Genomic DNA, 22,345 nt, shown 5'->3' with positions numbered 1-22,345 from the left:
ATCATTAATACATACTATAGTAGCATAATTAATTTCTCAATATATTCTCGCTTTAGTTTTACAGCCGCTTTGCAGTGATTTAGTAATTAATGTAAAGAGCATTTTAAATCCACCTAAAAATAAAAAAATCTAGTAAAATTCAACTAGATTTTTTTATTTACTTACTAACCACTATTCAATTCTAGTAATATTTAGGCAAGTATTGTTATTTGGAATTCTTAATAGGAACTATAATCCTATCAAATAAATCACTATTTGCATTTACTTTAGATTCGCTACCAACAACACAATACAAATTCTGTTTTATTACAGCTTCTAATACATTCGCAAAGTTTTTTATGTCCTCCTGGGTAGTAGATAATGCTTCATCACGAAGCTTTTGAACCTCTTCCTTAGTAGTGCCTGAAAAATACATATTATCCCCTATTGCACCTTTATCATGAGGCCCTGTTAACCCATCCATACTTCCTATCGTCCCTATAATATAATTAGTCATTTCTTTTTCATCCGCTTTAAAGTTTCTTAAAAATTTTACAGCTTCATCGAAGGTATTTAAAGTTTCCTTTAAATTGGGATCACGATAAGAATAGAATAATACATCTTCCTTTGTAAAATTCATAGCTCCACCATAGGCACCACCTTTTACTCTAAGTTCCTTCCATAAATAATCACTATTTAAAATATTTTCAATAACCTTCATCTTTCCATTATATTTGTATCCTGCACTTTTAAGACTTCCACCCTTAACCACATATTGTACTTGAGACGGAATTACAAAAGCCTCATTCTTTTTTGAAAAATCAAATTTGTATTCTTGCTTTGGAAATTTTTTATCCTCAATTTTTTTTCCCAAAGAATTAAGACTATCAGTAAATTTATCATAATTTTTTTCATCACCAGTATAACTTACCACTAACCCCTCTTTGTTAAATACAATATCGGAAACACTATTTAAATTTTTTACCATTTTTTCGAATTTAGCATCAAAGTTATCATCTAAATCACAAATAAAATCATAGTAAGGTAAATAACCCAAGTCACTATACTTACCACTATCTGATAAATAAGATAATGTACGTTCCATTGCAAGGCTATTACCTCCATTAACAAACATAGATTCATAATTGCTTCTTACCATTTTAATTAAATCCTTCATTCGCTTCTTATCATCAAATTTACTATGATTCATTATTTCATCTAAAAGCTCGTATGCTTTTGGCAATGTACTATTCATAGCATTTACTGAAACAATCATTTTAGGAGCATATCCATTGGTATTAGTATCATTTTTAAATGCTGTTGAATTAAAACTAATTCCTCCAGTATCCTTCATCATTTTATTTGAAAGCTGCATAATGTCATATTTTTCAGTGCTTACATTTCCTAAAACATTAGCAAGTAATTTCAAATATAATATTTGGTCTTGAGGCACCTTTGAACTATCAAAATATATATTAGAATAAATAATGCCATCAGTAAATATAGGATGACTTAATACTTTTATATCTCCCTCTAATTTTTCTATTGTTGGGATTTCTTCTGCTTTTGAATTCAAGTCATTTCGAGAAAGAGTTGGTAACTTTGATGAATTTTCTTTTGAATCCTCTGTGTCCTGCCACTTTTTCAATTCCTGGGTGTCTTTTTTAATCTTAGTTAACTCAATTTCTGATAATGATGATTTATATTCTGCAAGTTTATTTTTTAGGGATTGTTCTTTTTTTTCATTTAATCCATTAGAAGGTTTTAATACAACTAATGACTTATGTTTGTTGTCTAATAAATATTTTTGAATTAATTTTTCAAAATACCCCTGCGACATTTTAGATTTTATTAAATTAAGTGCTGGGGTTATTTCCAAATATTCCGTAGGACTCATATCATAGTTCCAGGAATTCATAGCATTAGCCATATAGTTCATGCCTCTATTAGCATCTGAATTTTGAGTATGCAACCCAAATTCTACAGCAGTAAATACCGAATTTACTAATTCTTCATCAAAGCCGTCTTTCACTATCTTTTTTAAAGTATCATCAATAATATTTTCAAATTTATATTTATCTGTTTCATTTGCATTACTTGCAAATATACTAAATATTGGTTGCTGCGTTGATGGATTAAAACTCCCATAAACATTGGTTCCAATGCCACCATCTACTAATGCCTTCTTTAAAGGTGAAGCTTCAGCATTCAAAAGGATCCCTTGCAAAATCTGAAACCCTAAAACTTCTTCTACACCTTTTACCTTATTCATCATATAATTAGACGATAGGTAAGTCATATTTTTGATATCTGCATCTTTAGCTACTGGATATAGTTCTGTTTTTTCAACCTTTCTTTCATAAGGCTTCTGTAATTTAATTACACTATCTACAGTTGTTTTTTTGAGTTTACTTAAATAATTATCATCCATAAATTTTAAAGTATTTTCAATATCTAATTTTCCATATAAATATATAGAACTATTTGATGGAACATAGTATTTTTTATAAGTTTCTATAAATTTATTGTATGTTAGATCAGGAATATTATCTGGGTTACCACCTGATTCATAACTATATGAATTATCAGTAAAAAGTGATCCATTAATAGCATTTGATAGTATTACCTGAGGCGACGAATAATTACCTTTCATTTCATTGTATACTATTCCATTATAATTTAGCTCATCTGTTTTGCCATTAACTTCATAATGCCAACCTTCTTGTTTAAGTATTCTAGGATCTTTAGCTATATTGGGATAGAAAACTGCATCCAAATACACACTCATCAAATTATTGAAATCCTTTTCATTCTTACTTGCCACTGGATACATTGTAAAATCTGTGCCCGTAAGAGCATTTATATATGTATTCAATGATTGCTTAGCCATAGTTAAAAATGGATCTTTAACAGGATATTTCTCTGAGCCACATAAAACTGAGTGTTCAATAATGTGATTAACACCAGTATTATCATTCACTGGTGTGCGGAAATTTATTGAAAACACCTTATTTTCATCCTCATTCTGCAAATAAATGAGCTTTGCTCCGCTTTTAACATGCTTGAATATCATGGCAGTAGATTGTATATCTTCAATCCATTTTTTAGATTCCAGCTTAAATCCTGATGTGCTTTTGCCTATTTCTAAGCCTTGCTTAACACATATATCAGTTACGGATTTAACTTGTGCACCTCGTGCAACACCACTGAAGCTATTGATCAGTAATCCAGCTGTCAATAATATAGAAGTTATTTTGGTGAACTTTTTCATTTTGTTCCCCCCTCTAATATAAAATTTTTCATAACACTATTGTTTTTCTCTTATAATTAGTATGTTTCATTTTTAATATTCAATACATTAACTAGTATATATCCATTGGTGTTCTAGTATACCGTTTTTTTACTTATATTAAAATCCCATAATTATACCTACTTTATGTTTGAGAAACCATGGGAAACAAGACTTAATTAAATTTAGTATTGTTACTTATCGGTAATTATGGCGTTTAACCCAAACGTAGTTTCAACAACACCATCTAAAACTTTATAAATTGACTTGCCTATTTTCTTGCTAAAGTAGTCACTTAAACCCAATTGAGTTTTCCATTTTATTAAAGTCAAATCATTTATACCATATCTCATAACTACGTTTAATAATCTTTTTTCCATCAAACATATGCCCTCTGGCAAAGCAATTGCATCACATAACTGAATAAGCTTATCATAATCATTATAAATTGTACTTTTTATATAGTCCTTAATAAAAGTTAATTCAGCCTCAGTGCAATCAACTTGTCCGGCATACCCTCTAATATCTGGTAGTGTAAATGAATGCGTCAGGGCTATGCGAGCAGCATCATCATAGCCTTTGCTCATCAAGAAGTCATATCCACTTACAGAATGATGCATTTGCACGCGTCCTTCGTGTCTACCTATATCATGTAGTAATCCTAAGACATAGGCAATCTCCCCATCTAAATCAGGGCACTCTCTTGCAATAGATTTAGCTGCTTTTGCTACATTATATGAATGTGCTATCCATTCTCCAGGATTCTTTTCCTCAGCATATTTTATAAATTCAGTTGCTTGTTTTAAAGTAGGTACTTTCATTTATAAGCTCCTCCCAATAGTAAAATTAGTAGATATTTATACTTAAAACTATACCGTTACTTATTGTTTTTACACCTCTATAACTTAAATTCTCCTACCATTAAATCAAGTATTTCTGAAACAACCTTTAATTGCTCTGATGCTTGTGCTACATTTTCCATTTCCATAGCTTGCTCTTGGACACTAGAACTAACCTGCTCTGTGGCACTAGCTGATTCTTCTGAACCAGCAGAAATATCTTGTACAGCTTCTAAAACTATATTTTTATTTTCATTTACTGTTCTAATATTATTGTTAAGTTCATTTATTTGTATTACGGTATCCTTAATAGATGACTTAATATAGGTAAATGCATTTTCTGCTCCCTCCATAGCTTTATTGGCTTCAATGTTTATGTTTGTAGCATTATCCATATTAGCTTTAGTATCCCTTATTTCATTTTGAATTTCTTCTACTAACCCACTTATTTCATTAGTTGAATTAGCTGTTTGCTCAGCTAATTTTCTAACTTCATCAGCTACTACTGAAAATCCTTTTCCACTTTCTCCAGCCCTTGCAGCTTCTATAGCTGCATTTAGTGCAAGTAAATTAGTCTGTTCTGCTATAGCTTGTATAGTATTTATAATTTTCCCAATAAAGCTTGATTTATTAGAAAGAAGATTTATATTGGTTTCCAGTTCACCTATGGCTTCATCACTTTCCTTAAACTTATGCGCAAGTAATTCCATGGATTTTATGCCCTTACTATTTATATCATCTGTTTTATCCCAATATTCTTTAACTAAATTAGCACTGTGGACAGCATTATCAATTTCTAGTGCAAAACTTTCAAGCTTTTCAGTTGCAATCATTGCATTGCTAGCCTGCTGCGAAGTTCCCTCTGCCAAATTATCTACAGTTTGTGAAATTTCATTTATGGTTTGAGTGCTTTTATTTGTAGCCTTTGATAAATTATTAGAAGCCTCAATAACTTCTCCCGAACTCTCTTTAATGGCTGAACTTATTTGCCTTAGAGAGTTTCTTAGCTCTGTTACAGCTTTTGCCATGATGCCTATTTCATCCTTGTGTTTTAATAGTCTTTCGTTTTTTTCATCATAGGCTAAATCAAGTTTTGTAGTTTTTTTAACAATCTCTGAAATATCAAGTATGGGGTCAGATAGTTTTTTAGCTGTTAAATATGCTAGCCCAAAAGATATTATCAATGAAATTAAAATTACAATTCCAAAAGATATTATTAACACTCTCAAAGGTTTTCTAAATTCACTAACAGGAATAGCAAATCCTATTTTCCATTTAGTTGATGGAATACTCGTAATAGCAAAATATTTATTTTCTCCATCGTAATCCTTCAAAGTATTAACTTCAGTAATTTTGTCATTTTTATTAGCAACAATTTTGCTAAAGCTTCCATTCATAATTACACCTAAATTTTGAATTTTATTCTCAGTTGCTATAAAATCCTTATTACGATGAACAATAATATTATTTTCAGTATCTAAAAGAAAAGCATAACTATTATCAATAGGTTTTGCATTTCCAACTATATCTGCAAGATACGCTACACTTATATCTGATGCGGCTACTCCTACAACTTTTCCATCTTTTTTTATGCTTTTGGCAATAGTTATAACCATCTTCTTCGAGTCTTTATCAACATAGGGTGTGGTGTATATTACCTTGTCACTAGCTGAAGCTGCCTTGTACCAATCCGCTTGTGTACAATCGTAACCTTCTTCAGGAACCCATTCACTAGCAGATAATACTGCTTTATTTTTATATCCTATATATACATCTATACTATTTTCTAAATTTACTGCTTGTCTAGTTTTTAAATAATTTACTATTTGTTTGTTATTGTAATTACTATTAAATTCTATAGAACCTACAGTATCTGCCATCAAATTCCCTTGAAGTGCTAACCATCCATCAATTATACTTGAATACTTCTCACTAGTTACTATTAGATTCCTTGTAGCTTCCTTTAATATCAATTTATTAGAAATTAAATACCCTGTAAATGTAGAAAAGCAGAGTACACCTACAACTATTAAACATATAAATGTGGTAATCCTAGTTTTAATACTTTTCATTTTATAAGCCTCCCTATATACTGTCAATTCAATCAAATACGAATCTGAAACATAATATGTATATATTAACATATTATACGATTATTCGGAATATAATTTTGCATTTTCTTATATTGTATAATTTCTTATTAATTTTAAAAAACCAGTAGAATATTTAATCTACTGGTTTTCCTAATGTTATAAACTTCAATTATATGATTTTTAGGTCATTAATAACATTTATTACTTAGACATTAACTTACCTTTTGAAATGTTGCTAAACGGATTTTCCATTTAACATATTAAGCATATCTTGCTTTTCTTGCGTAAACCTATTGTATACACTTTGTCTTACCTGCGCCGAACTACTTCTAAAATAAACATCAACCTTTTTGCGTTCATTATACAAATCATTTATGATATTACCATCACTATTATTTAAATTCAATTTTGAGAACACAGATAAAGTTCCTCCTACACCATGCTGAACTACTGTAGAGAATAAACTTTCCTTTAATGCATCACTTTTTTTATTTATATCAAAACCATATTTTGACTTTAAAGCTTGTGCTGCTGTATTATAATAATCTCCTTTCACACAATTTTGCTGCAACTTTAGAAATTTGTCTTTATCAGACAAAGCAATACTAATCCATGCAGTATCGAAGTTTTTACCATAGCTGTTACCATCCTTAGCTTTTGCTCCTGCTAATTTCAAATAAATTTTATTATCTTTTTCACTCAATGAGTTTACAAAAGAATCTAAAGACCCTGTTTTAGAAGAAAACTGAAAGGCTCCATAAGACTTTCCACCATAATCTCCTGGTGTATTACTTATTGTCCCCGGATTACCATTAGATTCATATTTAGCAGATATATTACCTAAACCGCTGAATTTACTTTCTTCACCTTTGTTATCAGAATTTAATAATGACTGCGTGGCACCTCTCATAATTGAATTAAAATTACTCATAGTACCTAATGAATCATCTAAATTAAAAGAATCTTGCTTTGATAGTGCACTAGACATAACCTCTGCCATCATTGAATTACCAGAGCTACCCATTATTTGTATAAGCATTGTTTGAAAGGCTAATTCTTGCATTGCTTTTTCATCCTCAAAACTCTTTGTACTTTTATCAGAAATCTTATTATTATTTTTTATTTGCACTCCATATTGATTTAATAATGCATTGTTAATTATATTTGTAGATAATGCCATGACTATCACCCATTTTTTATAAATTATTTCCCTACATTATCTATATCGTATATACTAAAAGAAACTTTACATACTTTATTTTTTTAAAATCAAATGTATTACATAAGCAAGAATTGAGTAAACTACAAGAATAAGAAAACAAAAATTACACATAACATAATAAAATGGTCAATCTACCTTGTCTGAATTGGGATTTATTTGAAAATATTACTGATGCAAAATAAAAATTGTAGGCAGTGGGCTTATTTATATATTGCAGGTTTTTATGTAGAATTGTATAGGGTTATTAATATATAAGGTTATAGAGGGTGGGTAATATGAATAATGAAATTAATTACGTAGAAATTGGAAACCGAATAAGGCTGGAACGAGAAAGATTTGATATGACCAGAGAAAAATTAGCAGAGCTTTTAAACCTTTCCCCCTATTTCTTGGGACAAATTGAAAGAGGGGAAAGAAAAATGAGTGTTAGTACATTGATAAATATTTCAGAATGTTTACACATTTCAATTGACTATTTGTTTTTTGAACAGGCGCACATAAATACTAATAATAATGTATTGCATTCATTAATTAATAAATGTTCAGAAAAGGAAGTCAATATAATTGAAAGTCTTATAAAGTTATTATTACCACACCTTGCAAGGTAATAAGTATAAATAACCCTTTTTAAAGGCAAATACAGAGTATGCTAACTCCATTTATAGGCTGCTAGCATATTATGTATTTGCTTTTTTTAATATATAATAAATTATGGATAATACTATACACTAATTTTTTAGTATATATTAGGAGGCTGTTTATGGATGAAAACATAATGAGAATTTTAGCTGAAGATAAACTTAAAACCTGCATCGATACATTGAGAGACGTTTTAAATGAAATGTGCGCTACCCTTGATGAACATGACATGAGTATAGAGAAATTAATTGTCAGCAGAAAGCTGGATATGCTTATAGTTGAATATATGGTACTTAAAAAAAATAAATATACAGATGAAATAGAAGTTTTAACACATATGCCTTTTTCTATATAGTAATTATGCTTTTTTGTCTTAGTCCTTATTAAGTTTATATGATTTCAAAGTAAATTACTACATTTATGCGCTTTAAATCATTTTTTTATAAATGATTTAAATTATATTTATATGTGGTTTGTTTTAGTTTATAAATAAACTAATTTTACTTAGGTGTTTTTTACTTGCCATGTGGAATGCACTCTATGTCCAATCTTTTAAAATAGAACTAATCTTAATATTGAATAAAATTCTTGAGCATGTCCTACTTAATCTTAATTTCAAATTTAATTCATATTCTTCAAATTGGCATCCCATTTTTTGTTTAATTCTATTATGCAGAACATCATGAGTATAGTCCATATCATCATAAGGAATATTGTCTATAAGAAAAAAATCCAACTCTTCTCCAGCAACACCTTTAAGCTGAAAATGGCCAGCCATTTTATTAATCATGAACCATTTTTTTATATTTTCATACTCTTTTATCAATTTCTCTAAGGACATATTATATATAGCTTCTTCTAGAAATGGAATTTCTTGTAAATGATTTATGTTCATCACATTTTCTTCTATGTCTCTCACAAAATAAAACATTTTTTTCGCCTCCAAAAACTGTATCCATATTAATTTATATATGTTTTTTTCACAATTTCAAATTTCATAACTATTATAACAAATTCTCATTCTATTTTCTATTAATACTTAAACCCATTTGTTGCAAATATTGCTAGTATCCATTTGTTTTTACTCTTGCAAAGTGATATTATTATATATATATTGTATAAAGGAGGAATTAAAATGAACACGATGAAAGAATTTACTTTTGAACCTCGTTTTCTCAGTTTAGCTGTCATAAAAGACATAAATGTTGGAAACAAAATACTCAATGAGCTTATTTTAGATGATGAAAGTTGCTTAGGTCATAGACAGGTAGGCACTAGAAGTTATCACATCTTCTATTTTAAAAATGATCGTTTTGCAGTTTATTATCATAAAGGTGGTACAGACGCAATGTACTCCTCTAATTCACTAGATGTAGTTTTAGGTTATGTAAATAATTTAAAACCAGAAGATTTTGAATAACTAAATAAACTGAAGTAGGGTTGGAGATGATGTAATGGCAATAACAAATATTACAACACTAGCAGATACAAAGTATTTAAAACTTTATAATGCAGAGTATATCAATAAAAACGGCAAACCTAGAAATTGGACCATTGCTTCTAGAAAAGATTTAAATACCTTAAAAAACAATTATTTTAATGCAGCAGAAGACAATATTGATGCTGTTATAATAGTAGCTACATACGTAGATAAAGCTACTTATGTAGATAAAGCTACTCATGCCACTGAAGATAAATTAGTGGTTATAAAGCAATTTAGAATTCCTCTTAATGATTATGTTTATGAAATCCCTGCTGGCCTTATAGATCCAGGTGAGGACTTTGAAACTACAGTTAAGCGTGAACTAAAAGAAGAAACAGGACTTGATTTAATTCAAATTGATTATAATAAGACCAAATCTAAGGCATACATATCAACTGGTATGACAGATGAATCTGCAGCATTAGTTTATTGCACTTGCCTTGGCGAAATATCAAAAGCTTATTTAGAACCAGATGAGGATATTGAGATTATGCTATTATCAAAGCAAGAAGCTAAAAATCTGATTACTTCCAAGGAAAAAATAGATATTAAAGCACTTCTTGCCATACAAAACTTTATAGGTTAGATGTTATACCCTGGTTTTAAATTATTTATAACTTCACATTCCTAAATAATACTAAAAAGACTATCAGAATATTAATTTATTCTGATAGTCTTTTTTTCTTCTATTAAATCATTTTTTTATTACTAATTTTGGTAATATCTCTGTTTCAAAAAACTTTCTAGAAGTAGCTCCTGAAACACTATAAACTTCACCGTCATCTATTTTTACAGATACTCCCTTTGTACAATGGCCTAAGCAGAAAATTGCTTTTAGTTGTACCTTGTCTGCCAGGTTATATTCTTCAATAATTTGCTGAAAGTTATTAATAACATTGTAGGATCCTTTGATATGGCATGCACTACCTACACAAACACTTAAATCTATCACAAAAATCACTCCTTCCCTTTGTAATCTACATGTAACAGCTTGTGAACCTTACCTTTTAGAAGTCCTTGATACAATGACATCATTACTGGGTTTTCCTCTGAACGCTTTATGCTACTCATTCTGTCTGCTTCATATAGTCCAGCACCACGTTTTAATTTGCCCTCAGCTTTTGCAAATGGTTGTCCTGCGCCAGAAATACATCCACCTGGACATGCCATAACCTCAATGAAATCATAATGAGCAGCACCTGATTGGATTCTTTTTATAAGCTCATCAGCATTTTTAAGTCCACTTACTACTGCTATATTTATTACACGGTTATCCACAGTGATACTAGTTTCTTTAACTCCCGCCATACCACGTACGCCATTAAAAGCAAGAGCGCGTAATGTGGAAGTTGATTTATCATCTAAGACTCTACGTATTACAGCCTCAGTAACTCCACCTGTTACCCCAAATATAACTCCAGCTCCACTACTAACACCAAATGGCATATCAACTGCCTCAGGCTCTACCTCTGAGAATACAATTCCTGATTCTTTTATCATTTGGATAAGCTCTCGTGTAGTTATTACATAATCTACACTGGAAACTCCATTCTCTGTAAACTCATCTCTTTTTGCTTCGGATTTTTTTGCTGTACAAGGCATAATTGCCACAGATACAACTCTTTTATTAGAATGTTTGTAGTGTTCCTTTAGTACTGAAGAAAACATTTGCATAGGTGAACGACAGGTAGAAACATTCTTCATTAAACTTGGATAAGTATTTTCTACATAACTTACCCAAGCAGGGCAGCAAGATGTAAATAGTGGTAATTTCTCATTTTTTTCAAGTCTTGAAAGAAACTCTGTGGTTTCCTCGAGTACTGTAAGATCCGCTCCTGTGGAAGTATCAAACACTTCATCAAAGCCCATTTTCCTAAGAGAACTTACTATTTTACCCATTACATTTTCGCCATCTTTTTGTCCCAGTTCCTGGCTAATTCCCACTCGTACTGCAGGAGCAATCTGAACTACAACCTTTGTATCCTTATCACTAATGTCTTCCCAAAGTCTCGCTGTATCATTTTTCACTACAATGGCCCCTGTAGGACAGACCGCCGCACACTGGCCGCAGCCAACACAATTGGAATCTGCTATAGGCTCATCAAAAGCAGTAGTTACAGTCATTTTCGAACCTCTTTTAACAAAATCAATAGCTCCGATATTTTGTACTTCTTCACAAACTCTAACACAATCACCACATAAGATACACTTACTTTTATCCCGTACAATACATGCAGATGAATTGTCTATTTGTCTTTCTTCAGAAGTATTATTAAATCTTACTTGCTTAATTCCAAAGCGTTGTGATAAATCTTGAAGCTTACAATGACCATTTTTTTCACAGGTAGTACAATCTCTACAATGATTTGAAAGTAATAGTTCAAGATTCATTTTTCTATATTTTCTAAGTCTTGGAGTATTAGTGTGTATTTCCATACCCGCTCTTGGAGGAGTAGAGCATGATGCTTCCATATCTCCCCATTTGTTTTCTACCATACACATACGGCAAGCACCATAGACTGAAAGCTCAGAATAATAACAAAAAGTGGGTAAATCTATACCAGCTTTTCTAACTAATTCAAGAATATTTTTTTCTCCATTTATCTCTACAGGTATATCATCTATAATCATAAACTCTCCATTCATTGTCTTAATCCTCCTTTATAGCTTTAAATGAACAGGCTTCAATACAAGCACCACACTTAATACACTTATTTTGATCAATTTTAAAAGGCTCTTTTATCTTGCCTGAAATTGCGTTAACTGGGCAAATTCTTGCACACTTTGAGCAACCTTTGCAAAGTTCAGCCTCAATAAATATTGTTTTAAGCTTAACACAGGTTTTTGAAGGACATTTCTTTTGAATTATATGCATTTCATACTCCTCACGGAAATTTTTAATAGTACTAACAACTGGTAATGCAGCTGTTTTTCCAAGGCCACATAGCGCTGTTGCTGTTATAGTATCCGCAAGTTCTAGTAACAAGTCTATATCGGAGAGCACTCCCTTACCTGAGACGATTCTTTCAAGAATTTCTAGCATTCTTTTAGTACCCTCACGACAGGGAACACACTTACCACAAGATTCATTTTGTGTAAAATTCATAAAAAACTTTGCAACCTCAACCATACAGGTATCTTCATCCATAACCACAAGACCACCTGAGCCTATCATTGCTCCTACTTTTTTTAACGAATCAAAATCTAGTGGCAAATCAAGATTTGTGCTAATAAGACAGCCACCAGATGGACCTCCTATTTGTACCGCCTTAAACTTTTTGCCATTTTTGATTCCTCCACCTATATCGAATATTATTTCTCTTAAAGTTGTACCCATTGGTACCTCAATAAGTCCCGTGTTTTCAATATTACCTGTTAATGCAAAGGCTTTTGTTCCTGGACTTTTCTCCGTTCCAATAGTTTTATACCACTGAGCCCCTCTAGTAATTATAGAAGGCACATTAGCAAAGGTTTCAACATTATTAAGTACTGTTGGCTTGCCAAAAAGTCCTTGTTCAACTGTTCTTGGTGGTTTTACTCTTGGCATACCTCTTTTGCCTTCAATCGAAGCTGTAAGAGCACTTCCCTCACCACATACAAAGGCACCTGCTCCTCTGTTGATTTTAATATCAAAGCTAAAGCTTGTTCCAAGAATATTATCACCTAAAATTCCATAATTTCTCGCCTGGCTAATAGCATTTTTAAGCCTATTTACAGCCAGAGGATACTCGGCTCTCACATATATATATCCTTCCTGCGCACCACAGGCAACTGCTGCAATAATCATTCCTTCAAGTACTCTATGAGGGTCTCCCTCCATTACACTTCTGTCCATGAATGCCCCTGGATCACCTTCGTCACCATTGCACACAATATATTTTGTAGGTTCCTTTTGAAGTTTTACCTGAGACCACTTACGCCCTGCAGGAAAACCACCGCCTCCACGCCCTCTTAAATTTGACTCTTCGATTTGTTTAATAATATCCTCAGAATTCATATCGAATAATGCTTTTTCCACTGCGCTATATCCACCTAGTGCAAAATATTCTTCTATGGAAGTAGCATCAATATGTCCACAATGTTCAAGAGCAATTCTAGTTTGTTTTTTATAAAAAGGTATTTCCTCTTGTTTTTTATGTATTTTTCCGTCTTTCGTATATGCAAGCCTCTCCACACATTCATTATTAAGTATAGTTTTTTCTATGATATCCGCGCAATCTTCAGGTTTTACTTTTATATATAAATATCCCCAAGGCTCAATTCTTACAAGAGGACCCATTTCGCAAAATCCATGACATCCACTTTTTTTGATCCCAACTGATTCATCATGTGGTTCTTTTTCAAGACTTATTGCACAATTTACTCCCTTCTCTTCCATTAGCCTAACAAGTTCATCATAAATCTCCAAGGCACCACCTGCAATGCATCCAGTACCAGCACATATAAGGATTTTTTTCTTTTGCATATCAAGACTATCTTTATACTCATTTCTAATATCAATTAAATCATTTCTGTTAAGAAGCATATTATTTCTCCTCCTTAAGTGTGTTTAAAAGCAATTTTGCTTTTTCTGGAGTCATAGCACCATGTACCTTTTCATTAACTGTTATAACCGGTGCAAGCCCACAGGCACCTAGACATGATACTGTTTCTACAGTAAACACTAAATCATCCGTTGTAATCTTAGACTCGGAAAGCCCTAATTCATCCCTTAGCTTATTTAATATAGGAATGGACTTCCTTACATGACAGGCTGTCCCGTCACATATTTTTATAACATACTTACCTTTAGGTTCTAAAGAAAAATTGTCATAAAAAGTTGCTACACTATATATTTTAGCTCTGCTCATTCCAAGTTTTTCTGACAGATATGCAAATATTTCCTTAGGTAAATACCTATAGATTTCTTGCGTATCCTGTAATATTGCAATAATATTGCAGGATTTAAATTCATGATTGGTTAATATGCTATCCAACTTACTATAATCAAAGGTTTTATTCATTATAATTCCCCCTGTAAATATTGTTAATTTATTCCGATAATTATATATTATAATAATCTTTGGAATATTGCAATAATAAAATTCACACTTATGTAACTTTTGAATAAAAACTTGTAGGAAGTTGTACCACCCAGGTTGCAAGTGACATAAAAAAACCAGCAGAATATTATTCTACTGGTTTTTTTTATTTTAATCACTTTCTGGTTTTATTACCTCTTTAACAATTATATTTTCTATAGGCTTTGATACTATTGAATTTTTTTCACTTGCCATATTTGCTAGCACCATACTCATTATTCCTTCCATTGCGTTAGGTGTTTTTCCATCAGTACCACCCATTATTACAGTTTGTGGTACAAGTGGAGACTTGCTTATCTTTAATGCCTCTGCAAATGCTATCATGACACTTTGTTGTACTTGTAACTCTGGGCCACCATATGCATCAACTAAAGCCCTTGCTGCTGCTCCCTTTGCAATACCTACCTTTGTTTCTTGCTCAGCTGTAGCATCTGCAACTGCTTTAATATTAAGCGCTGTTGCATTACCTACTTTTTCAAGTTTGAATGCTTCTGCACTTGCTTGTAATTCTACTTGCTTAGCATTTGCCGTAGCTGTTAATTCTATAGTTTTCGCTTGTGCTGCAGCTTGCGCTTCTCTAGTGTATCTTTCAGCATCCGCTTCTTGAGTTCTCTTATACTTGTCTGCTTCAGCAAGTTTCTGAGTTTTGAAGGCTAACTGTTCTGCAAGTCTTAATTCTGATTTACCTTTATTATCAGCTACCTCTATATCAATACTTGATTGAGTAAGTGCTGATTGCGCCATTGCTTTTGCTTGGGCTTCATTTAATTCTCTTTGCTTTTCAGCAGATTTTTGCTTAGCTTCATTAGTCTTAATCTCTTCCATAGCCACTTGCCTATCTCTAAGCTGAGCAAGAATTTTATCAATTCTTGTATCACTAGATGAAGCAGCTGGTGTTCCAATTAGTACTTCTTGTAGCTCCAAATCATAAAGTTTAAACTTCTCTTTCATTTCATCTGCCGCTTGTTGTTGAATCTGACTTCTGTCTTGAACTAGTTCAATAAGAGTTTTCGTTTGCCCAATATTCTTAAAGTAACCAGCTATCATTGGGTCAAGGGATTGCTCAATTAGCATTTTAATATCCCCAAACCTTTGTATAACTGATGAAGCTTTTCTATAATCAATATTAAATACTACTGTTAAAGGTAGATTTGGCTCAAAGGCATCTTTAGTTATTAAACTAATTTCTTTTAAATTGTCATCTAACTTGTGTACCCCACTTTGACCAGTAATCCATTTTAATATTACATTAGTAGTAGGAACTGGCATAACTTTACCAGCATAAGTATTAAATGCATACTTTCCTGGCATCATGGAATCTCTCCAAATACCCTTTTTACCTTGTTCTACAAGTTCTCCATGAGAGTACCCTGTACCTGAAACATCTTCACCTTTATCACCAAAATAACTTACTACAACTCCTACATAACCGATATCTATTATACTTTTAGGTACTATATCCACACTTGCAAACATTCTATTAATGAAGTAAACTCCATCCGTAAGTACTTGCATCTGCTTACCTTTTCTACCATTTGCAGCTAAGAATTTTTCTGGTTCTTGAAAATTATTATGATAGAACTCATTATTTATACCATCACCAACAATAGGTGCTATAATCGCTCCATTGTCAGGTGTTGGTCCCTCGTTAATAGTTACAATACCTATAGTATCGCGACTACCTGAATTGCTACCTATTTTGTTATAAGCAACTGGCATTTCACTACCATCGTCCTGCTGGGTAATTTGCTCAGAGGCCTTTGAACTTGATATAAGTACAGGACTAAATCCAGCTACTCTAGATAAATCACTTCGCATTGTTTCTATTTGTGCTGTCTCATCCTTTGAAGTAAATATTGAATGTACCTTGTCTTTCGTGATTATAATAAATTGTGCTAAGTTAAATGCATACGTACCCTCACGAAGAATCTGTCTCTGTGGTCCCTTTTGCCCATCATTGTCTAAAAATGCTACAACATCTTGGAATGATTTACATTCTGGTATGACCTTACCTAGTGTTTGACCATCTCCTAAGCTTTCTCCTGACCTTGAAAATACATAAGCTATTTGACCTTGTGGTATAGTTACCAGTCTTACCTTTTTAACCTTGTACTTAAATGGCGTTTTAAAGTGAACACCAGCCCTTAGTACTTCTGGTTGATAACCCGCTTCTCCTTTAAGTGCTATTAACCCGTCTGAAGGCACTGAACCACTCATACTCCACCACTTCTCCACAATACCTACTTCATCCGTTCCTATGCTTGTAAACCCTATGCCATAAGCAATTAAGAATATTGATACTAACACTATGCCTGGTATAATTAAAAATGTGTACGAATCCATGATTTTTTCTCCCCCTTACAATTTATGTTTTGTTTTATAAATACTGTCACGAATTGATTATATCACAAATATTGCACTATTATAACTCATATGCATTTATATTTAGTTCAGAAATCTTATTATAATTTATTGACTGCCTTTAGGTCAGCTTTAATTTCACTTCCATTTTCTATAACAATAATATCATCACCATTATCAATATATGAGTTACATCTTATGATAACATCACTTCCTATAATGGCTTTATCTATAACAAGTAAGCCAATATATAATGGACTATCTAGGTTAGGTATCATGATTGTCCACAAAAGTCAGCTCCTATTATTATCTTTTTAAATAAAAGCAATTAGCAGTATTGTAAACTTCCTTGTGAAAAGCTTCTTTATTAAACTAAAACTATTTAATGCACATTATAAATTTATTATTATGCTATATACGTAAAAACAAGTTGTAGCATGCTCTCAGCACATATTATACATTTATGAAGTTTTATGTCAATATGCTCTAAGCACATATTAATAGTTGTCTAATTGCTTATTTAGAAGAGTTACCACCAGCGGTCAGATAAAGTATCAGCGGACAAACTTGAAACTCTATTTAATAAAAATTAAAAAAATAACAGATACCTCAAATAATTGAGATATCTGTATTTATGATGGTGCTACATCAGGGATTCGAACCCTGGGCACCCTGATTAAGAGTCAGGTACTCTAGCCAACTGAGCTAATGAAGCATGTTAATCAACTTCTTTAGTATATACCACTTTTCCGTATTTGTAAATACCTATAGAAATTAGGAATAGATACCCACTTATCTATTAGCTTAACTTATGTTTCATATAGAGTAAACCAGGCCTTCAATAATTTTAATTACCCATTTACAAAAATCCAGCAAAATTATTTAATTCTGCTGGATTTATTGTTATTTTATGTAATTTACTGTGTTTTCTTTCCTTTTTGGTGCATTAGTTACCTGAATTTTTTTATATCCCAGGCACAATGCATGTATTTGTCTAAAACCCTCTGGTATTTCAAGTTCCTTAACCCATTCTGCGCCTTCTTCACTATTTAGTAAATGTGCAATAAGGCCAATCCAACAGCCACCAATTTCTAAGGATTCTGCTGCTATAAACATGTTTTCTGTTGCTGCTGCACAATCAACTGAAGCGGCCGCATTGTTTTTGTCTCCAGATACCAATACAACTGTTGGTGCATTGTAAAACACATGGAATTTTTCATTATCAGCAAACCTTCTAATATATTCATTATCCGATTTACTTGCAATATCTTTAAAAGCGTCATTTAATCTGTCTATAATATCTTTTCTTTGTATTACTGTAAAATGCCATGGTTGCTTATTTGTAGCACTTGGTGAATAAATGCCTGCCTCTACTATATCTTGCACATCTGTATCATTAAGCTGCTCTGGTAAAAAAGCCCTAGTACTTCTTCTATTTCTTATATTTTTTAAAGTTTCATTCATATTAAACTCCTCCGTCTTCTTATTTTTGAATATCTATGATTATACTACTATATTGCTTTAATGTAAGTACGCACTTTTAAAACTCATAGTCACCAATATAATACTAAGCTTATAATATATATATTATAATGTAGTAATTTCAACCTATTTAAAAAGCTATAGTTAATTATTTAAAAATATAGTGAGAACTTTGTTTTGCTAAGAAATCAAAATATATAATAAAATAGGTATGACTTATATATAATAATACTTATATAATAGATGAAAATAGTGGTAGAGATTTTCATCTATTATTAATGATAATTTTTATGCTTATAATAAAAACAGATAAAACACTAATATCCCCCCATTACCACAAAATATAAGGTATAATTAAAGTTATTAAATTAAAACATAAGAGGCAAAACAACTAATAATTGTTTTGTGCCCCAGCGAACTACAGGAGGCAAAACAATTAATAATTGTTTTGTACCTCAGAGAACTACAGGAGGGAAAACAAATGATAGAAATAAATGATACAGTTACAGCTCTCTTAGAGAGTCTAAAAACCGCAGATGATAAACAGAGATCTGCAATAGTAAATAAACTTTCCTTAGATTATAATAATGCAATTCCAATGTTATGGTCAAAAATAATAACTGAAGAGGACCCAAGGGCAATTCTTTCTGTTATGAGGGATATTTTAAAAAAAGAAAAACCAAAGGGCATGTTCAAAAGAACCATTGGTAATTCCAAAGAAAAACTTAGCGATCTTCTTTCACATTCAGATCCGAAAGTTAGAAAGAATGTATGTGGTGTTATTGGAGAACTAGGAGATCCTGCATATTTAGAAGCACTATATAATGCCTATAACTCCGAGGATAAACTATTTGTAAGATATTCTTATGTACTTGCCATAGGAAACTGCGGTAGCATTCTTGATGCAGAAAAATTAAAAAAAATGTTTGAAGATGTAGTAATGAATGAAAAAGCTTGCAGAGAGGATAACTCACTAATAACAACTAATAAACATATTAATGAGGAAAAACTTGCACTTACAAGGGCCATAGATAAATTATCCCCTCCTGTACGCCATGAATTTAAAGGATTTAAAGAATTTGAAAATGCAGTACCTATGATACTCACAGTTATGAATTATCAGTATCAAAATACTTTAAAGGAACTTGAAGAAAAATCTATAGACGGTAGACTTGTAGATGATGGTATTCTTATTTATGAGAATGATATAGATCAGGTTTACACCTGCAGAACCTTTTATGAACTTTTATTTCCACTAGATGAGTGTGAAGAGCTGCAATTTGATTATAAGGTAATAGCGGCTGCAATTATAGATGCAAATGTTGTTGATTTCTTAAATCAGTGTCATGAATGTGATTCTAATTCTCCTTTTTGGTACAGAGTTGAATTTAAAACTATGGATGCCAGTCGCGAACGTTCAGAGTTTGTAAAAAACTTATCAAGAGAACTAGATGAAATTTCCTGTGGAGGTTTAAAAAATAGCCCCTCCTCCTATGAAGTCGAAATTCGAATAGTTGAAAGAAATAATCTCTGCAGTGTATTTATAAAACTATATTCCTTTGCAGATAATAGATTTGACTATAGAAAAAATGAAATAGCTACCTCTATAAATCCAGTAACTGCAGCTATTGTAGTGAAATCTTTAGAAAAATGGTTAAAACCTAGTGCGAGAGTTATAGACCCTTTTTGTGGCACTGGCACAATGCTTATTGAAAGAGCTAAACTCGCTGAGGTAGAATCTTTAACAGGCGTGGATATATATAGAACAGCTATTTCAGCTGCAACAGTAAATTCTAAATTAGCTAATGTGAATATAGATTTAATAGATGAAGATATATTAGATTTTTCTACTACCTACCTTTTTGATGAGCTTATAACAAATATGCCTTTTGACAATAAGTCCGCCACCCATAACAAATATGCGGAGCTTTATAGTGAATTTGTAAAAAAAATTCCTAGCCTTGTAGTCTCAGGTGGAATGGCCTTCGTTTATACAATAGAAAAACAATTATTTAGGGAAGTTCTAGTAGATAATGAAGAGCTTGAACTTCTTCAAGAGATAAAAATTGAAAGTGGTAGACTTACGCCACATATATTCGTATTAAAAGTCAAATAAATAACAGTTCAAAAAAAACATAAAAGAAATAGGTCACCTAGCTATTAGGTGACCTATTTCTTTTATAAATTTATTCAAACCACCAGGCATCTTTTGGTGTCACTGGTGAATGTCTTTTATGTTCAGACCTTGTATACAAATCCACTATTTCATTCTCGTATTGTTCTGAAATGTCATCTCCCCTTAAATACATGCAAACCTGGTGATTTATTTCTGTTACTTCTTTTTGATTGGCTTCATTATCCCAGGTACCAGTGGTAGACATTTTATCAATTATAGATTGAGGCGCACCAAATATTTTCGCCATTTCGTAAATTATGCCTTTTGACAATCCAGCAATTGGTTGTATATCTGATGCATCGTCACCATATTTAGTTACCATTCCGAGGGTTAGCTCAGATACATTTGTTGCTCCAGCAACTAAAACATCATATACTTCAGCTACTCTATATACTACAGTCATTCTTATTCTAGCTTTTGTATTTCCTATATCTACCTTCGAAGGTGGTAAATCACGAAGTAGCTCAATAGATTCAATTACAGGACCCATTATATCGTAAGTTTTAAATACATCTGGTTTTATAATATTTTTTGCAAGTTGTACATCAGCCATATCTGGTTTAATCCCAAAAGGAAGAGATAAATTTATTAAATATAGTCCTGCTTTTTTAATAAGCATACTTGTAACAAAGGTATCTACCCCCCCTGAAAGATGACAAACATAACCCTTTTTGCCAGTATGCTTTGCATAGTTTTTTAAGAAAGTGCAAGCTTCTTCTATCATTCTAATTGCATACTTCTGATCTGATTCATTTTCAAGAGGACAGGGTATACCAATTTCATTCATTATTTGTTGTTGTTTAATTTTGTTCATATCGTGCCTCCTTAAATTTGTTTGTAAGTATATTGTAACACACAATATGCTATTTCTCCCATAAATTTAACATAGGTCACTGACTAAATTTTGAAATTGCTCCCGTTGGGCATTTATGTAAGCAAGTTGATTCACTACACTCTGAAACACAAATCTTACTATCTACTATAGCTATATTATTCTCAATTTTTATTGCACCATGTTGACAATTCTTAACACAAATTCCACACCCAATACAGCCTACGCTGCAGACTTTACGTACTATAGCACCTTTGTCTTTTGAATTACAATTCACAGCTATAGGAACTCCAATGGGAACCAATTCAATAACTTTTTTCGGGCAAACTATTTCACATTTTCCACAACCTGTACATTTTTTACTGTTAATAATTGGTAGTCCATCTTCACTCATTGTCATTGCATCAAATGGACAACTTCTAACACAGGTTCCAAAACCAAGGCAACCATATTGACATCCCTTATGTCCTCCCTGTAGTAGCGTTGCAGCAACACACTCTTGTACGCCCTCGTATTTATAAGCTTTAATAGCTTTATCTTGATTACCAGCACATTTTACAAAAGCCACTCTTGGTTCCATTTCTAATGCTGCTTTACCAGTTAATTCCCCTACCATTTTTGCAACAGCCGATTTACCTGGAATGCAAAGATTTGGCTGCACATCTGGATTTATAACCACAGCTTCTGCATAGGCCATACAACCAGCATATCCACAGGCTCCGCATTGACCTTTTGGTAATATATCTTCAACAATATGAATCAAGGGATTTACCTCAATGGCGAATTTTTTATTGGCAACCGCCAAAATCAAACCAAACACTAGTCCAACTGATGTCATTACAACTAAAACCGCAATTGCAATACTCATA

At 32.0% G+C, this 22,345-nt stretch carries 19 protein-coding genes and 1 tRNA gene; 5 read left to right on the top strand and 15 right to left on the bottom strand.

Going from position 1 to position 22,345, the window contains the following annotated elements; genetic code table 11:
* Positions 1-205: 205 nt before the first annotated feature.
* From G9F71_RS08010 to G9F71_RS07995, 4 genes are all read right to left on the bottom strand, one after another.
* Entirely contained in the window at positions 206-3,250 is a 3,045-nt protein-coding gene (locus G9F71_RS08010; RefSeq protein ID WP_164948733.1) for an insulinase family protein, read from the bottom strand.
* Between the two features lie 212 nt (positions 3,251-3,462).
* Entirely contained in the window at positions 3,463-4,089 is a 627-nt protein-coding gene (locus G9F71_RS08005) for an HD domain-containing protein (protein WP_164948732.1), read from the bottom strand.
* 77 nt (positions 4,090-4,166) lie between these two features.
* Positions 4,167-6,179 carry a methyl-accepting chemotaxis protein gene (locus G9F71_RS08000; RefSeq protein ID WP_164948731.1) on the bottom strand — a complete coding sequence of 671 codons (2,013 nt, stop codon included), beginning with the start codon at positions 6,177-6,179 and terminating at the stop codon, positions 4,167-4,169.
* A gap of 256 nt (positions 6,180-6,435) precedes the next feature.
* Positions 6,436-7,380: a chitosanase gene (locus tag G9F71_RS07995; RefSeq protein ID WP_164948730.1), complete on the bottom strand. Its 945-nt coding sequence runs from the start codon at positions 7,378-7,380 to the stop codon at positions 6,436-6,438.
* A 317-nt stretch (positions 7,381-7,697) separates the two neighbouring features.
* On the opposite strand from G9F71_RS07995, the gene G9F71_RS07990 reads away from it, so the two are divergent.
* A complete protein-coding gene (locus G9F71_RS07990; RefSeq protein WP_224626258.1) occupies positions 7,698-8,030 on the top strand; it encodes a helix-turn-helix domain-containing protein in 333 nt (110 codons plus the stop codon).
* A 152-nt stretch (positions 8,031-8,182) separates the two neighbouring features.
* Positions 8,183-8,416, top strand: a complete 234-nt coding sequence (locus tag G9F71_RS07985; RefSeq protein WP_164948729.1) for a Spo0E family sporulation regulatory protein-aspartic acid phosphatase — start codon at positions 8,183-8,185, stop codon at positions 8,414-8,416.
* Between the two features lie 183 nt (positions 8,417-8,599).
* Here the strand turns inward: G9F71_RS07985 and G9F71_RS07980 are convergent, their stop codons facing one another.
* Positions 8,600-8,992 (bottom strand): hypothetical protein, encoded by a 393-nt coding sequence (locus G9F71_RS07980; protein ID WP_164948728.1) that lies wholly within the window; start codon positions 8,990-8,992, stop codon positions 8,600-8,602.
* A 204-nt stretch (positions 8,993-9,196) separates the two neighbouring features.
* Here G9F71_RS07980 and G9F71_RS07975 point away from each other — a divergent pair, with 204 nt between their 5' ends.
* Together G9F71_RS07975 and G9F71_RS07970 are read left to right on the top strand one after the other, a co-directional pair.
* Positions 9,197-9,481 (top strand): hypothetical protein, encoded by a 285-nt coding sequence (locus G9F71_RS07975; protein WP_124997774.1) that lies wholly within the window; start codon positions 9,197-9,199, stop codon positions 9,479-9,481.
* A gap of 34 nt (positions 9,482-9,515) precedes the next feature.
* Positions 9,516-10,130: an NUDIX hydrolase gene (locus tag G9F71_RS07970; protein WP_164948727.1), complete on the top strand. Its 615-nt coding sequence runs from the start codon at positions 9,516-9,518 to the stop codon at positions 10,128-10,130.
* Positions 10,131-10,238: 108 nt separating this feature from the next.
* Here G9F71_RS07970 and G9F71_RS07965 read toward each other — a convergent pair whose 3' ends face one another.
* From G9F71_RS07965 to G9F71_RS07930, 8 genes are all read right to left on the bottom strand, one after another.
* Positions 10,239-10,496 (bottom strand): (2Fe-2S) ferredoxin domain-containing protein, encoded by a 258-nt coding sequence (locus G9F71_RS07965; RefSeq protein WP_187353453.1) that lies wholly within the window; start codon positions 10,494-10,496, stop codon positions 10,239-10,241.
* Between the two features lie 5 nt (positions 10,497-10,501).
* On the bottom strand, positions 10,502-12,190 hold the full coding sequence (locus G9F71_RS07960; RefSeq protein ID WP_164948726.1) for a [FeFe] hydrogenase, group A: 1,689 nt from the start codon (positions 12,188-12,190) through the stop codon (positions 10,502-10,504).
* Positions 12,191-12,194: 4 nt separating this feature from the next.
* A complete protein-coding gene (gene nuoF, locus G9F71_RS07955; RefSeq protein WP_164948725.1) occupies positions 12,195-14,069 on the bottom strand; it encodes an NADH-quinone oxidoreductase subunit NuoF in 1,875 nt (624 codons plus the stop codon).
* Between the two features lies 1 nt (position 14,070).
* Positions 14,071-14,547, bottom strand: a complete 477-nt coding sequence (locus G9F71_RS07950) for a complex I 24 kDa subunit family protein (protein ID WP_164948724.1) — start codon at positions 14,545-14,547, stop codon at positions 14,071-14,073.
* 189 nt (positions 14,548-14,736) lie between these two features.
* Positions 14,737-16,968 (bottom strand): flotillin family protein, encoded by a 2,232-nt coding sequence (locus G9F71_RS07945; protein ID WP_164948723.1) that lies wholly within the window; start codon positions 16,966-16,968, stop codon positions 14,737-14,739.
* Between the two features lie 119 nt (positions 16,969-17,087).
* Positions 17,088-17,276 carry a hypothetical protein gene (locus tag G9F71_RS07940; RefSeq protein ID WP_164948722.1) on the bottom strand — a complete coding sequence of 63 codons (189 nt, stop codon included), beginning with the start codon at positions 17,274-17,276 and terminating at the stop codon, positions 17,088-17,090.
* Between the two features lie 348 nt (positions 17,277-17,624).
* Positions 17,625-17,701 (bottom strand) — tRNA-Lys (locus G9F71_RS07935).
* Positions 17,702-17,889: 188 nt separating this feature from the next.
* Positions 17,890-18,450 (bottom strand): nitroreductase family protein, encoded by a 561-nt coding sequence (locus tag G9F71_RS07930; protein ID WP_164948721.1) that lies wholly within the window; start codon positions 18,448-18,450, stop codon positions 17,890-17,892.
* Positions 18,451-18,949: 499 nt separating this feature from the next.
* Here G9F71_RS07930 and G9F71_RS07925 point away from each other — a divergent pair, with 499 nt between their 5' ends.
* Positions 18,950-20,584: a HEAT repeat domain-containing protein gene (locus G9F71_RS07925; protein WP_164948720.1), complete on the top strand. Its 1,635-nt coding sequence runs from the start codon at positions 18,950-18,952 to the stop codon at positions 20,582-20,584.
* A 70-nt stretch (positions 20,585-20,654) separates the two neighbouring features.
* Here G9F71_RS07925 and nadE read toward each other — a convergent pair whose 3' ends face one another.
* Positions 20,655-21,458 carry an NAD(+) synthase gene (nadE, locus tag G9F71_RS07920; protein ID WP_164948719.1) on the bottom strand — a complete coding sequence of 268 codons (804 nt, stop codon included), beginning with the start codon at positions 21,456-21,458 and terminating at the stop codon, positions 20,655-20,657.
* Between the two features lie 76 nt (positions 21,459-21,534).
* Positions 21,535-22,344: an RnfABCDGE type electron transport complex subunit B gene (rnfB, locus tag G9F71_RS07915; RefSeq protein WP_164949014.1), complete on the bottom strand. Its 810-nt coding sequence runs from the start codon at positions 22,342-22,344 to the stop codon at positions 21,535-21,537.
* Position 22,345: the final 1 nt, after the last annotated feature.

Source organism: Clostridium sp. FP2, from assembly GCF_011065955.2.
Taxonomy (GTDB): Bacteria; Bacillota; Clostridia; order Clostridiales; family Clostridiaceae; genus Clostridium_AD; species Clostridium_AD tagluense.
This window is presented reverse-complemented; position numbering and strand designations above follow the sequence as displayed.

Coding starts and splice junctions, on each gene's coding strand:
- G9F71_RS08010 (WP_164948733.1), bottom strand. CDS start 3,250: ATGAAAAAGTTCACCAAAATAACTTCTATATTATTGACAGCTGGATTA.
- G9F71_RS08005 (WP_164948732.1), bottom strand. CDS start 4,089: ATGAAAGTACCTACTTTAAAACAAGCAACTGAATTTATAAAATATGCT.
- G9F71_RS08000 (WP_164948731.1), bottom strand. CDS start 6,179: ATGAAAAGTATTAAAACTAGGATTACCACATTTATATGTTTAATAGTT.
- G9F71_RS07995 (WP_164948730.1), bottom strand. CDS start 7,380: ATGGCATTATCTACAAATATAATTAACAATGCATTATTAAATCAATAT.
- G9F71_RS07990 (WP_224626258.1), top strand. CDS start 7,698: ATGAATAATGAAATTAATTACGTAGAAATTGGAAACCGAATAAGGCTG.
- G9F71_RS07985 (WP_164948729.1), top strand. CDS start 8,183: ATGGATGAAAACATAATGAGAATTTTAGCTGAAGATAAACTTAAAACC.
- G9F71_RS07980 (WP_164948728.1), bottom strand. CDS start 8,992: ATGTTTTATTTTGTGAGAGACATAGAAGAAAATGTGATGAACATAAAT.
- G9F71_RS07975 (WP_124997774.1), top strand. CDS start 9,197: ATGAACACGATGAAAGAATTTACTTTTGAACCTCGTTTTCTCAGTTTA.
- G9F71_RS07970 (WP_164948727.1), top strand. CDS start 9,516: ATGGCAATAACAAATATTACAACACTAGCAGATACAAAGTATTTAAAA.
- G9F71_RS07960 (WP_164948726.1), bottom strand. CDS start 12,190: ATGAATGGAGAGTTTATGATTATAGATGATATACCTGTAGAGATAAAT.
- nuoF (WP_164948725.1), bottom strand. CDS start 14,069: ATGCTTCTTAACAGAAATGATTTAATTGATATTAGAAATGAGTATAAA.
- G9F71_RS07950 (WP_164948724.1), bottom strand. CDS start 14,547: ATGAATAAAACCTTTGATTATAGTAAGTTGGATAGCATATTAACCAAT.
- G9F71_RS07945 (WP_164948723.1), bottom strand. CDS start 16,968: ATGGATTCGTACACATTTTTAATTATACCAGGCATAGTGTTAGTATCA.
- G9F71_RS07930 (WP_164948721.1), bottom strand. CDS start 18,450: ATGAATGAAACTTTAAAAAATATAAGAAATAGAAGAAGTACTAGGGCT.
- G9F71_RS07925 (WP_164948720.1), top strand. CDS start 18,950: ATGATAGAAATAAATGATACAGTTACAGCTCTCTTAGAGAGTCTAAAA.
- nadE (WP_164948719.1), bottom strand. CDS start 21,458: ATGAACAAAATTAAACAACAACAAATAATGAATGAAATTGGTATACCC.
- rnfB (WP_164949014.1), bottom strand. CDS start 22,344: ATGAGTATTGCAATTGCGGTTTTAGTTGTAATGACATCAGTTGGACTA.